Origin of the sequence: Plantactinospora sp. CA-294935 (assembly GCF_050936445.1) — a bacterium.
GTDB lineage: Bacteria > Actinomycetota > Actinomycetes > Mycobacteriales > Micromonosporaceae > Plantactinospora.
This window is the reverse complement of sequence record NZ_JBNJMU010000001.1, coordinates 7,721,562-7,734,068: the sequence shown is the minus strand read 5'-3', so window position 1 is coordinate 7,734,068 and position 12,507 is coordinate 7,721,562. Positions and strand designations below refer to the sequence as shown.

Below are 12,507 nucleotides of genomic sequence, written 5' to 3'. Positions count from 1 at the left end.
CGACTCCCGTAGCGGTCCGCCGTAGCCCCGGCGAGGGTGCGGGGTACGGACGCGTCGCCCGGGTCGGAAACGTTCTGTGCCGGGGGAGGAAGGCTCCCCTGCCGGCCGGGGAGGGACTTCGTTGGCGGTGGGACCAGCAGCGCCCGCCCGGGTGGCGGACACCTCCCGGGTGCCGGGCCCGGCAGAGGCGATCGACGTCACCGTCGTCGGCCGCCGGATGGCCGCCGACGACGTCGTCGAGCTGACCCTGGCCCGACCGGCGACCCAGCCGCTTCCACAGTGGACGCCCGGTGCCCACGTCGATGTCCTGCTGCCGACCGGAGCGGTCCGGCAGTACTCGCTCTGCGGCGACCCGGCCGACGACCGGAGCTGGCGGCTGGGCGTACTGCGGGAGCCGGCCGGACGTGGCGGGTCCGCCTGGCTGTGCGAGCACGCCGTCGAGGGCACCCCGCTCATCCTGCACGGCCCCCGGAACAACTTCCCGCTGGTCGACGCGGAGCGGTACGTCTTCGTCGCCGGCGGCGTCGGCATCACCCCGGTACTGCCGATGGTGCACGCGGCGGAGCGCGCCGGCCGCCCCTGGACGCTGTGGTACGGCGGACGACGCCGCTCCGGCATGGCCTTCCTCGACGAACTCGCCCGGTACGGCGACCGGGTACGGATCCGCCCCGAGGACAGGTCCGGCCCGCTCGACCTGGCCGGGGTGCTGGCCGACGCCGCACCGGGCACCCTGGTCTACTGCTGCGGACCGGTCGGACTGATCGACGCGATGCAGGCCCGCTGCCGCCCGCTGCCGGCCGGAACCCTGCGGGTCGAACGGTTCACCGCCGTCGAGCAGCCGCCCGGCGACGGGCCGGACCGGGACATCGAGGTGGTCTGCCGGGCGTCCGGGCTGACCGTCCCGGTGCCGGCCGGGTGCAGCATCCTCGACGCGGTGCGCCGGGCCGGCCTCGACGTCCTCTCCTCCTGCACGGAGGGGATCTGCGGGACCTGCGAGACGACCGTGCTCGACGGCGTGCCGGAGCACCGGGACTCGCTGCTGACCGAGGAAGAGCGGGAAGCCGGCGACACCATGATGATCTGCGTCTCCCGGGCCCGTGGCGACCGCCTCGTCCTCGACCTCTGAGCCCGTGGCCACTGTGACGCCGTCGGCGAAGTGGGAGTACCCGGGTCCCGCCCGGGGCATCCCGGAGACTGTCAAGGAGATCTGATGCCACACGTGCAGAACGGTTGGTACCTGGCCGCCTGGTCCGGCGAGGTCGGGCGTACGTTGACCCAGCGGTGGATCGCCGGGAACCCGGTCTGCCTGTACCGGCTGAGCGACGGCACCCCGGTCGCCCTCGAGGACCGCTGTCCGCACCGGAAGTTCCCGCTCTCCCTCGGCCGGCTCGACGGTGACGTGCTGGAGTGCAACTACCACGGCTACCGGTTCGACGGCACCGGCGCCTGCGTCGGCGTCGCCGAGCAGCAGGACATGCCCCGGGCCGCCGCCCGGCGGTTCCGGCTGCTCGAACGGGACGGCGTCGTCTGGATCTGGCCCGGCGACCCGGACCGGGCCGACGAGTCGGAGCTGCCGGACACCTCCTGGCTGACCGATCCGAACTGGACACACGTCAGGGGCGTACTGCCGCTGAAGGCCCGGCACGTGCTGCTGGTGGAGAACCTGCTCGACCTGTCGCACGAGACTTTCCTGCACCCGACGACGATCGGCAACGCGGCGGTGGCCGCCACCCCGATCGAGGTCACCACCGCCGGGCCGAAGGTCTATTTCCAGCGCCGCATGATCGGGGTGCAGGCGCCGCCCTTCTACGAGAAGTCGATGGGGCTGACCGGACTGGTCGACCGCTGGCAGGACGGCGAGTTCCACCCACCGGGAATCTTCGTGCTGAACATCCGGCTGGCCGCCACCGGCACCGAGGAGCCGGAGGGCTTCCACATGAAGGTCCTCTACGGCATGACCCCGGCCACCGAGCACGAGTGCCACGACTTCTACGCGCTGGCCCGGGACTATGCCATCGACGACGAGCAGTTGACCAGATTCCAGCACGAGCAGCAGCTCTCGGTGATGGCCGAGGACGTGCAGGCGCTGGAGGTGCAGGAGGTCATGTACGCCACCGAGCGGCGCCGGGTGGCCGAGTCGAGCATCCGCTCCGACCTGGCCGCGCTGCGGGGCCGGCGGGTACTGCAGAAGATGCTGGCCGCCGAGGCGGCAGAGGAGGAGGCGGCCGGGCGGGTACCGGCGGCCCGGTAGCCGCCCGGCGGGAAGGACGGGCGGCGCGCGCTGGCGACGGTGGCGCGCGGCCGGGGAACCCGGGAGAAACGGTGCGAAGGGCCGGCGGCGCGGGACGGTACGAAGGGCCGGCGGCGCGGGACGACGAGCGGACGACGAGACGACGGGAGAGGGTAGCGATGGCAGGCAACCGGGCGGTGGCGTACGTCGAGCCGGGCAGGGTCGAGGTGCAGGAGATCCCGTACCCGACGTTGGAACTGCGGGACGGGCCGGGCGTGCATCCGGCCAACGTCGGCCGGCAGTGCCAGCACGGCGTGATCCTCAAGGTGGTCACCACCAACATCTGCGGCAGCGACCAGCACATGGTGCGGGGCCGGACCAGTGCGCCCCGCAACCTGGTACTCGGGCACGAGATCCTCGGCGAGGTCGTCGAGGTGGGCCGGGACGTCGAGTTCGTCAAGGTCGGGGACCTCTGCTCGGTGCCGTTCAACATCGCCTGCGGCCGGTGCCGCAACTGCAAGGAGGGCAAGACCGGCATCTGCCTGAACGTCAACCCGGACCGCCCCGGGTCGGCGTACGGCTACGTCGACATGGGCGGCTGGGTCGGCGGCCAGGCCGAGTACGTGATGGTGCCGTACGCGGACTGGAACCTGCTCCGATTCCCCGACCGCGACCGGGCGATGGCGAAGATCCTCGACCTGACGATGCTCTCGGACATCTTCCCGACCGGCTTCCACGGCGCGGTCACCGCCGGAGTCCGGCCCGGGTCCACCGTGTACGTCGCCGGGGCCGGTCCGGTCGGGCTGGCCGCCGCGGCCGGTGCCCGGCTGCTCGGCGCGGCCGTGGTGATCGTCGGCGACCTGATCCCGGACCGGCTGGACCGGGCCCGCAGGGCCGGTTTCGAGGCGGTGGACGTCTCGCTGGGCGATCCGGTGGACCAGGTCGAGCAGCTTCTCGGCGTACCGGAGGTGGACGCCGCGGTCGACGCGGTCGGCTTCGAGGCGCGCGGCCACGGCGCCGGGGCGACCCGGGAAGCCCCGGCCACCGTGCTGAACTCCCTGATGGAGCTGACCGCCGCCGGCGGTGCCATCGGCATCCCCGGGCTGTACGTCACCGAGGACCCCGGCGCGGTCGACGAGCCGGCCCGGCGCGGCTCGCTCAGCCTCGGCCTCGGCACCGGATGGGCGAAGTCGCTCTCCTTCACCACCGGCCAGTGCCCGGTGATGCGCTACAACCGGAGCCTGATGATGGCGATCCTGCACGACCGGGTCTCGATCGCCGACGTCGTCGGAGCCACCGTGATCTCGCTGGACGACGCGCCCCGGGGCTACGCGGAGTTCGACGGCGGCGCGGCCCGCAAGTACGTCATCGACCCGCACGGCCTGGTCGGGAGCCCGGCGTGATCGCGCGCACCGGACAGCCCGGTGCCCCCGCGACCGGCGGTGTCCACCGGCACGCCGGCGAGCAGGGTGGGGGGCCGGCATGAGCACCTTCGTCCTGGTGCACGGCGCCTGGCACGGCGGCTGGTGCTGGCGGCGGGTCGCCCCGCTGCTGCGGGCGGCCGGCCACGAGGTGCTGACCCCGACGCTGACCGGGGTGGGCGACCGGGCACACCTGGTCAACCCGCTGGTCGGGCTGGAGACCCACGTGGAGGATGTGGTCCGGACGATCGACGTCGAGACCGACACCGACGGCGAGGTCGTGCTGGTCGGGCACAGCTACGCCGGGCTGGTGGTCACCGGGGTCGCCGACCGGCGGCCGGCGAAGGTGGCCCGGCGGATCTACCTCGACGCCTTCCTGCCGGCCGACGGCGAGTCCGGGATCGGGCTGCTGCCCGAGCGGATCGCCGGGCACTACCGGGAGTCGGTCGCCGGTGCCGGGCACGGCTGGCTGATCCCGCCGCGCTCGCTCCAGGTGCTCGGCGTCACGGAACCGGACGACCTTGCCTGGCTCACCCCGCGACTGACCCCGCATCCGTGGCGCAGCTACACCGAACCGCTGCGGATCGGCGCCGCCGTCGACAAGGTGCCCGGGGCCTACGTGGAGTGCGTCGACTGGATGCGGGTCTTCACCCCGTACGCCGAGCGGGCCCGCGAGCGTGGCTGGCCGGTGCTGGAGCTGTCGACCGGGCACGAGGCCATGGTGACCGCGCCCGAGGCGCTCGCCGAGGCACTGCTGCGACTGGGCGGTTGACGATGGCCGACTCGCACCGGGAGGACCGGGCGGCAGCGGCCGGACCGGACCCGACGACCGGAGCCCGGCCGCTGGCGCAGGGATTCTCCGCCACCTGGACACCGGGGTCGACCGACCTCACCGGTACCTGCTTCTGCGGCGCCCGGCACCGGGACCGGGACCCGGTCGCGATGTGGGACTGGCTGGACGGGCACCCGGAGGGCCACCACACCGGCGGACCGACAGGAAGGACCGTGACATGAGCAGATCGGGGAGCCGGCATGGCTGAGATCGTCGCGGCGGCCGCCGCCGTCCACGCGCCGCAGCTGATCAGCCGGCCGCAGAACGAGGAGTTGGAGAAGCTCGACCGGGGCACCGACGCGCTGCACCGGCTGGGCCGGGTACTCGACGAGACGTCGCCGGACGTCCTGCTGGTGATCGGCCTCGACCACCTGGAGACGTTCTGGCTCGGCGCGGCGCCGACCTTCACCGTCTTCGTCGGCGAGCACGCCGAGGCCGACTACGCCGGGCGGGCGCACCGGAGGGTACCGGTGCACACCGATCTCGCGGTGGACCTGCTCAAGGGGCTGGTCGCCCGCGACTTCGACATGACCTTCTCCCAGGAGGGCACCCTCGGGCACGCCTTCCTCACCCCACTCGTGTACGTCCTGGGGGACCGGCCGATTCCGGTGGTGCCGCTGCTGGTCAACGTCTACCTGCCACCGTTGCCGAGCCCGCGCCGCTGCTACGCGCTGGGCCGGGCGATCGCCGACGTGCTGGCGTCCCGGCCGGAGCGGGTCGCCGTACTCGCCAGCGGTGGCATGTCGCACTTCCCCGGCACCGCCCGCTACCACGACCCGCAGCTCTCCTTCGACAGGTGGGTGTTGCAGGAGGTCGGCGCCGGCCGTTGGCAGGAGCTGCTGGACCTGACGCCGGTGCAGCTCGACGAGGTGGGGGAGGGGGAGTTGCTCACCTGGTTCGTGATGCTCGGCGTCACCGGCGAGCTGCCCGCGTCGATGCTCTCCTACCAGGCGCTGTCGCACCACGGGCACGGCGTGGTGCAGCTCCTCCCGCCGCTCGCCGCCACGGCCCCGCCGCCGGAGCCGACCGTGCCGCGCTACGGCGGGCACGTCTTCACCCAGACCGACTACCGCTGGTACAGGTTCCCCGAACCGAGCAGCTTCACCCTGAACCGGCTGCTGCACCAGATCATCGTGAACCCGGGCTTCCGGTCCGAGTTCGTCCGGAACCGGGCCGCCGTCGTCGGCGCGGCCGAGCTGACCGATCCGGAGCGCCGGGCGCTGCTGGCCGAGGGCTTCGACGAGCTGGTCGCGGTCGGCGCCCATCCACTGCTCGCACTCTCCGCCCGGCAGGTGGTGGCGCTGGAACTCCAGAAGCCGGCGCCCACCGGAGCCGCGCCGGCACAGGCCGGCGGGAGCCGGTGATGGCGCCGCTGCGGCACTGGATCGGCGGCATCTGGTCGGCCGCGCCGGTCGAGCGGACCGCGCCGGTGTGGAACCCGGCCACCGGACAGCGGCGCGCCGAGGTGCCGCTGGCCGGGCCGGCCGAGGTGGGCGCGGCGGTCCGGGCCGCCTCGGACGCGGCGCCGAGCTGGGCCGACTCGTCGGTCGCGGCCCGGACCCGGATCCTGTTCCGGTTCCGGGACCTGGTGGATCGGCGCGCCGGCGACCTCGCCCGGCCGATCACCGAGGAGCACGGCAAGGTCCGCTCCGACGCGCTCGGTGAGGTGCAGCGCGGGCTGGAGGTGATCGAGTACGCCTGCGGCGTCGGCGAACCGCTCAAGGGCGCGTGCCGATTCCCGTGCCGATGGCCTACCACCCGTTCGGCGGCTGGAAGGACTCGCTCTTCGGGGACCGGCACGTGCACGGTCCAGAGGGGATCGGCTTCTACACCCCGGGCCAAGGCGGTGACGACACGCTGGCCGTACGGCACGGCGACGGTCGAGGCGGCACCGCTGAGCTTCCCGACCTCGACCTGAGCCGGCGCGCGTACCAGACGAAAGGGGTGACCCGTGAAAGCTGTGGTACTGACCGGCGCGTCGGGGGAACTGCGCCTGGCGGAGTTGGCCCGTCCGGAACCGGGGCCCGGGGAGGTGCTGGTCGAGGTCGCCGCCTGCGGGGTCTGCCACACAGACCTGCACGTGATCAAGGGCGAGGTGGCCTTTCCCACCCCCGCCGTGCTGGGACACGAGGTCTCCGGGCTGGTCCGGGGCACCGGGGCCGGGGTCACCGGCTTCGCCGACGGGGACCGGGTCGCCGGCAGCTTCATCATGCCCTGTGGCGCGTGCCGGCACTGCGTACGCGGGCACGAGGATCTCTGTGAGCCGTTCTTCGCGTACAACCGGCTGCGCGGCACGCTCTACGACGGGCGTACCCGGCTGGCCCGCCCGGACGGCTCCCCGGTCTGGATGTACTCGATGGCCGGCCTCGCCGAGTACGCCGTCGTGCCGGCCACCGCCGTGTTCCGGGTGCCGGACGGCCTCCCGCTGCGGGACGCGGCGGTCCTCGGGTGCAGCGTCTTCACCGCCTACGGCGCGGTGCACAACGTGGCCCGGCTGCGGCTGGGCGAGACCGTGGCGGTGGTCGCCGTCGGCGGGGTCGGCTCCAACATCGTGCCGCTCGCCCGGGCCAGCGGCGCCGGCACGGTGATCGCGGTGGACCGGAGCCCGGACAAGCTCGCCGCGGCGGCCGAACTCGGCGCGACGCACCTGGTGGACGCCGCCCGGGAGGACGTCCGGGCCAGGATCGCCGAGATCACCGGCGGTCGGGGTGTCGACGTGGCGTTCGAGGTGCTCGGCCGGCCGGAGACCTTCGAACTGGCCCTGGACCTGCTCGGTGACGGCGGTCGGGCGGTGATCGTGGGGATCGCCCCGGCCGGGGTGACCGGGCGGATCGACATCACCCGGCTGGTCCGGCGCAAGCTCCAGGTGCTCGGCTCGTACGGCGCCCGGGCCCGTACCGACATGCCGGCGCTGTTGCACCTGGTGGCGCAGGGGGTGATCCGGCCCGGCCAGGTCATCACCCGACGGTACGGCCTGGCCGACGCGGCGGCCGCGTACGCGGCCCTGGACCGGGGCGAGATCGTCGGCCGGGCCGTGGTGGAGGTCGCCGACCTGGACTGAGCCCGACGAGGTCTGGGAGTTGAGCCATCCGGCAACTCCTCGGTAGGTAGCCGCCGGCGGTTGAGCACTGCCTGAGATCAACCCGGACGGCGCGGCGCCTTCGCCCCGTCTCTCCCGCGGCTCCGGTTGCCGCGGAGTTGGGGCGGGCCGATGGCCACGACGGACCGCGAGCCGAGGTGCACCGAGGCGGGTGCGGGGCGGCCGGGTCAAATGACGTAGCCGGACCGACCCGGAGTGGCGGTGCCGGCCCGTCATTTGCGTATCGACCGGCTGCACGCCGTTTCATATTTTAACCGGGACGTAACGTGTGACGAACGTCAGGGGATCCAGGTCGACCTGGGGTGTCGCGGAGCGCCGGTGGGCGCCGACACGATCAGGGGCGGCGGCAACACCAGGAATGACTCTTGCACGCATCACCTGGGCACCGGTCGCCCTCGCACGGAGGACGCCCAGCCGACCGTCGACAGTGGTCCGTGCCGCGTCGACGCCCGTAGTTCTCCCGGAAGATCAGCACAGCCGTCGTCCCGTCCCGCACGGGGGCGCAGGTCCCGCACCCGGATCTCCGACGGCTCGCTGCCCGTTCGCGGGCACCCGACACATAGGAGACAGCGAATGGCCACTTCGGCTCCCCGGAACAGCGGGCTCCTGCGATTGAACCCTTTTCAACCTCCCCTCGCGGTCGGACGAACCGCAGGGTCGGACGCGGTGCGTGAGCGCCGCGCGGTTCAGGTCGAAAAAGGTGCACTCCCACAGAGCCGCCGCGCCTTTCTCGGCACGGTGGCGCTCGGAATCGGCGCGCCGCTGCTGGCGGCGTGCGGCGACGACTCGGCCGCCGGCGGCGGCTCCGGCGGCGGCTCGTCCGAGCTGACCTTCCTCAGCGTCATCCCGCTGGCGAGCATCTCCAACGCGCCGGAACTGCTCGCCGACACCGGCGGTCACTTCGCCAAGCACGGACTGAACGTCAAGTTCCAGGTGACCCAGGGTTCGCCGCCGGCGATCCAGACCGTACTGGCCGGCTCGGCCCTGCTGACGAAGCTCGGTGACATCGAGACGATCACCGCGATCTCGGACAAGAATGCTCCGCTGGTGAATCTGGGTGGGGTGGAGAAGCAGGGTCTGCTGCGGTTCATGTCGAGTCGGCGGAAGCCGTTGGAGAAGCCGGAGGATTTCCGGGGTGTGACGATGGGTCTGCCGTCGACGGGTGGGACGAGCGAGAAGACCCTGGATCTGGTGCTGGCTTCGGCGGGGATTCCGAGGGATTCGGTGAAGCGGCAGGTGGTGGGGCTGGCGCCGGGTGTGTTCGAGTTGGTGAAGTCGGGCCGGATCGACGGTTACATCGTCTCGCTGGACACCTCCCTCTCCCTGCTGCAACAGCAACCGGACGCGGTGGCGTTCGCGCCCAGTTCGGTGATCGCGGCTGGCAGCCAGGCGTACGCGACCTCGAAGTCGCAACTGGCGGAGGCAGGCAACCAGGACAAGGTCCGCAAGTTCCTCCAGGCGATCGCCGACGCGATCACGTTCATGGTCGACGACGAGAAGAACGGGTTCACGGAAACGCTGCGGCTGATCGGCAGCAAGCACGACGTCCCGTCCTTCAAGGACCCGGGAGTCGCGGTGGAAGCGCTGAAGCTCTTCGTGAAGTCGTGGACGGTGGACGGCGCAGACAAGGTGGTACGAACCAACCCGCAGACCTGGCGCTCGACGTACGACGAGATGGTCAAGTCCGGGCTCGTTCCGGCCGGCAAGGACCCGGTGCAGTGGTTGAACGCCGACTACGCCCCGACCGTCTCCTGAGCACGGCCGGCCGGGATCCAATCGACGTGACCCGAGAGGCGACGGTGGAAGAGAACGCGACGGCCGTGACGGCGGGCTCCTCGCGGCTGGAGTTGGGGTCGGTGGAGCTTGAGCTTGTCGGGGTGAACAAGGTTTATCAGGCGCGGCGGGGTCGGGTCGAGGCGTTGCGGGATGTGAGTCTGTCGATCCGGCGGGGTGAGTTCGTGTCGTTGGTGGGTCGGTCGGGGTGTGGGAAGACGACGTTGTTGCGGATCCTGTCGGGGTTGTTGCCGCCGTCGTCGGGGTCGGTGACGGCGAATGGGCAGTCGATCTGGCGGGGTGCGTCGCGTAATGATGAGGCGCTCAGGCAGGTCGGGTTGGTGTTCCAGGAGGCGAATCTGTTTCCGTGGTTCACGATTGCGGAGAATATCGGGTTGCCGTTGAAGTTGCGGGGGGTGGATCGGAAGGGTCGGGTGGCGCGGGCGGAGGAGCTTTGCGAGTTGGTGGGGTTGCGGGGGTTCGAGGGGGCGTATCCGCGGGAGTTGTCGGGGGGTATGCGGCAGCGGGCGGCGATTGCGCGGGCGTTGAGTTCGCGGCCGTCGATTCTGTTGATGGATGAGCCGTTCGGGGCGTTGGATGCGTTGACGCGGGACAAGATGAATCTTGAGTTGCAGTCGATTCATGCGGCGACGGGGGCGACGGTGGTGTTCGTGACGCATTCGATTTCGGAGGCGGTGTTTTTGGCGGATCGGGTGGTGTTGTTGACGCCGCGTCCGGGTCGGATCCGGTCGGTGACGTCGGTGTCTCTGGAGCGGCCGAGGTCGGTGGATACCGAGGCGTCGGTGGGGTTCCAGCGGGTTGTGCGGGGGCTGCGGTTGGAACTGGACGAGGAGTCCTGATGGGTGAGCGTGAGGGTGTCGGCCGGTTGCTGCCGTGGATCAGTTCTCCGATTCTGCTGTTGTTGTTTCTTGGGGTGTGGCAGTTCGCGGTGTCGGTGGTGGGGGTGTCGGAGTTCATCCTGCCGGCGCCGTTGCAGGTGGGGCGGTCGTTGGTGGGGATGTTGGACGATCCGGCGACGTGGGCGCATGTGCGGGTGACGTTGGTGGAGGTGTTGCTCGGGTTTGTGATCGCGTTGTTGGTCGGTACGGCGTTGGGTGCGGTGTTGGGTCGGATGGTGTGGTTGGAGCGGGCGGTGCAGCCGGCGATGGTGGCGTTTCAGGTGGTGCCGAAGGTGGCGTTGGTGCCGATTTTCGTGATCTGGTTCGGGTTCGGGATGACGTCGAAGATTGTGATGGCGGTGATCCTGGCGTTTTTTCCGATCATGTTGAATGTGTTGTTGGGGGTCCGGTCGGTGGATCGGGGTCATCGGGATGTGATGCGGGGGTTGGGGGCGTCGCGGTGGGCGACGTTTCGGGATCTGGAGTTGCCGTCGACGTTGCCGTACATTTTCGCGGGGGCGGAGGTGGGGATCGTGTTCGCGGTGATCGGTGCGATCGTGGGTGAGTTCCTGGGTGGTAGTGAGGGTCTGGGTTATCTGGTGGTGTCGAGTCTGAACTCGTTGGACGCGCCGACGTTGTTCGCGGTGATCGTGATCCTCGCTGTTCTGGGTTCGGTGTTGTATCTCGCGGTCACCACCGCGAAACGACTCGTCATTCCCTGGCACGACTCCGTCGCCAAACAGTGAACCCTTTTCCACCTCCCCTGTGGTTCGTCGTGGCCGTAGGTGGGAGTCGGGGCGACGCACCGCGCTGTCCAGGCTGAAAAAGGTTCAGTAGAACCACGGGGTCGGTGCACTACCGCAGCGAGACCACCAGTTGCTGCGGGCGGTGGTCGGAGGTGCCGTTCGTCGACCCGCCGAAGCGGTACGAGTGCACCCGGACCGCCGTCGAGACGAAAGCCCAGTCCAGCCGCCACCAGCGCGGCCAGCCGGACCCGTCCGACCAGGTCGCCGGATAACGCGCCGAGGACGCGTAGCTGGCGTCTCGCAGCCGGTCGGGCAGCTTGGCCAGGTCGCCCATTGCCGGACTGGTGTTGAGGTCACCGGCGAGCAGCATCGGATGCGGATTGACCGCCACGTCCCGGGCCAGCGCCCGCCACTGCGGCTCGCGCTGCGCGTGCTGCTGCCGGATCACCCGGTAGAACTCCCCGCCCAGCGGGCTGTGGTCCGGCACCAACTGCACCGGCATGTGCAGGTTGTAGACCGACAGCACCCGCCCCGCCCCGAGGTCGAGATCGGTACGCAGCACCTTGTACCGCCACTGCTCCGTCGTGCCCCACAGCGGCGGCGGCATGTCCGGGGCGTCCAGCGGCAGCCGGCGCAGGATCGGATGGCGGGACAGCGTCACCAACTCGCCGGCGACGGCGACGTGGAAGCCCGGGAACTCGGCACGCAGCCGGGCCGACTCCGCCTCGCCCGGCCCGGCGGAGTGCTCGTACCAGTACTCCTGGAGCAGGTAGACGTCGGCATCGGCGGACCGGAGCAGTGCGTACATCCCGGCGGTCTGGCCGCCCTCGTCCCAGTACCCGGTGTTCCAACTGAAGACCCGGACCGCGTCGGCCGGGGCCGGCCCGTCACCGTCGGAGAGCCCGCGCAGGTTCAGCCCGGACAGCGGCCCGCCGAGCAGCAGCGCGGCGGCGGCCAGCAGCGCCACCGGCCGGCGTGACCGGCGGCACGGCGCGGCGGCCCCGGCCAACAGCAGCGGTACGCCGAGGAAGGCCGGCGGCGGCACCGCGTCCACCGCCAGCCACAGCCACCACCGACCGCTGAGCACCAGGTGCGCCACGGTGAAGGCCAGCCAGAGCGCCCCGGCGGCGACCAGTCCGGTGTAGAGCCACCACCGCCAGCCGCGCCGGGTCCGGCCCGGCCGGGCACCATCGGCCGCCGGCTCCGCACCGATCAATGAACCTTTTTCAACCTCCCCTTGCGGTCCGTCGGAGCGCGAGGTCGGACGCGGTGTGTGAGCGCCGCGCGGTTCAGGTTGAAAAAGGTTCAACGGTGTGCCAACGGCCGACCCGGTGCCGGCGACGGTCGCCGTGTCGCTCGCCGGCCCTGTGCCGCTGGTCGGCGCTGCGCCGGTGGCGATCGCCGTGTCACCGGCCGCCGGGTTGGCGCCGGTCTCCGGTGCGTCGGCGGCGCCCGGAGTGCCGGTGGCCGGCCCCCCGGGCAGCAGCCCGTCGCTGCCGGGAGCGG

12 protein-coding genes are annotated in these 12,507 nt (G+C 71.4%); 11 read left to right on the top strand and 1 reads right to left on the bottom strand.

All coding sequences use genetic code 11. The features are described 5' to 3' along the window. The first annotated feature begins 127 nt into the window (after positions 1–127). The 11 genes from ACQEVC_RS33885 (at position 128) to ACQEVC_RS33835 (ending at position 11,001) form a co-directional block, all read left to right on the top strand. The gene (locus ACQEVC_RS33885; protein ID WP_432891862.1) at positions 128–1,126 is read left to right on the top strand and encodes a PDR/VanB family oxidoreductase; all 999 of its coding nucleotides are present in this window, start codon (positions 128–130) and stop codon (positions 1,124–1,126) included. 84 nt (positions 1,127–1,210) lie between these two features. After that, positions 1,211–2,251 (top strand): Rieske 2Fe-2S domain-containing protein, encoded by a 1,041-nt coding sequence (locus ACQEVC_RS33880; protein ID WP_432885943.1) that lies wholly within the window; start codon positions 1,211–1,213, stop codon positions 2,249–2,251. Positions 2,252–2,409: 158 nt separating this feature from the next. Next, on the top strand, positions 2,410–3,633 hold the full coding sequence (fdhA, locus tag ACQEVC_RS33875; protein ID WP_432885941.1) for a formaldehyde dehydrogenase, glutathione-independent: 1,224 nt from the start codon (positions 2,410–2,412) through the stop codon (positions 3,631–3,633). 79 nt (positions 3,634–3,712) lie between these two features. Further along, a complete protein-coding gene (locus tag ACQEVC_RS33870; protein ID WP_432885938.1) occupies positions 3,713–4,423 on the top strand; it encodes an alpha/beta fold hydrolase in 711 nt (236 codons plus the stop codon). Between the two features lie 2 nt (positions 4,424–4,425). Beyond that, a complete protein-coding gene (locus tag ACQEVC_RS33865) occupies positions 4,426–4,665 on the top strand; it encodes a hypothetical protein (RefSeq protein WP_432885935.1) in 240 nt (79 codons plus the stop codon). Positions 4,666–4,683: 18 nt separating this feature from the next. Next, on the top strand, positions 4,684–5,847 hold the full coding sequence (locus tag ACQEVC_RS33860) for a hypothetical protein (RefSeq protein WP_432885933.1): 1,164 nt from the start codon (positions 4,684–4,686) through the stop codon (positions 5,845–5,847). Further along, positions 5,847–6,401 carry an aldehyde dehydrogenase family protein gene (locus tag ACQEVC_RS33855; protein ID WP_432885931.1) on the top strand — a complete coding sequence of 185 codons (555 nt, stop codon included), beginning with the start codon at positions 5,847–5,849 and terminating at the stop codon, positions 6,399–6,401. The genes ACQEVC_RS33860 and ACQEVC_RS33855 overlap by 1 nt, the downstream gene beginning before the upstream one ends. Positions 6,402–6,434: 33 nt before the next feature. Next, the gene (locus ACQEVC_RS33850; RefSeq protein ID WP_432885928.1) at positions 6,435–7,544 is read left to right on the top strand and encodes a zinc-binding dehydrogenase; all 1,110 of its coding nucleotides are present in this window, start codon (positions 6,435–6,437) and stop codon (positions 7,542–7,544) included. Positions 7,545–8,249: 705 nt separating this feature from the next. Then, positions 8,250–9,338 carry an ABC transporter substrate-binding protein gene (locus ACQEVC_RS33845; protein WP_432885924.1) on the top strand — a complete coding sequence of 363 codons (1,089 nt, stop codon included), beginning with the start codon at positions 8,250–8,252 and terminating at the stop codon, positions 9,336–9,338. Between the two features lie 26 nt (positions 9,339–9,364). Beyond that, complete coding sequence (locus ACQEVC_RS33840; RefSeq protein ID WP_432885922.1) at positions 9,365–10,216, top strand: ABC transporter ATP-binding protein; 852 nt, start codon at positions 9,365–9,367, stop codon at positions 10,214–10,216. Continuing rightward, positions 10,216–11,001, top strand: coding sequence for an ABC transporter permease (locus tag ACQEVC_RS33835; RefSeq protein ID WP_432885919.1), 786 nt, complete (start codon positions 10,216–10,218; stop codon positions 10,999–11,001). Before ACQEVC_RS33840 ends, ACQEVC_RS33835 begins: the two co-directional genes overlap by 1 nt. Before the next feature lie 109 nt (positions 11,002–11,110). On the opposite strand, the gene ACQEVC_RS33830 is transcribed toward ACQEVC_RS33835, so the two are convergent. Next, positions 11,111–12,217, bottom strand: a complete 1,107-nt coding sequence (locus ACQEVC_RS33830; RefSeq protein ID WP_432885917.1) for an endonuclease/exonuclease/phosphatase family protein — start codon at positions 12,215–12,217, stop codon at positions 11,111–11,113. Positions 12,218–12,507 lie beyond the last annotated feature (290 nt).

Excerpts from the sequence above, each read along its gene's own strand:
- ACQEVC_RS33880 (WP_432885943.1), top strand. The coding sequence starts at position 1,211 with ATGCCACACGTGCAGAACGGTTGGTACCTGGCCGCCTGGTCCGGCGAG.
- fdhA (WP_432885941.1), top strand. The coding sequence starts at position 2,410 with ATGGCAGGCAACCGGGCGGTGGCGTACGTCGAGCCGGGCAGGGTCGAG.
- ACQEVC_RS33870 (WP_432885938.1), top strand. The coding sequence starts at position 3,713 with ATGAGCACCTTCGTCCTGGTGCACGGCGCCTGGCACGGCGGCTGGTGC.
- ACQEVC_RS33865 (WP_432885935.1), top strand. The coding sequence starts at position 4,426 with ATGGCCGACTCGCACCGGGAGGACCGGGCGGCAGCGGCCGGACCGGAC.
- ACQEVC_RS33860 (WP_432885933.1), top strand. The coding sequence starts at position 4,684 with ATGGCTGAGATCGTCGCGGCGGCCGCCGCCGTCCACGCGCCGCAGCTG.
- ACQEVC_RS33855 (WP_432885931.1), top strand. The coding sequence starts at position 5,847 with ATGGCGCCGCTGCGGCACTGGATCGGCGGCATCTGGTCGGCCGCGCCG.
- ACQEVC_RS33835 (WP_432885919.1), top strand. The coding sequence starts at position 10,216 with ATGGGTGAGCGTGAGGGTGTCGGCCGGTTGCTGCCGTGGATCAGTTCT.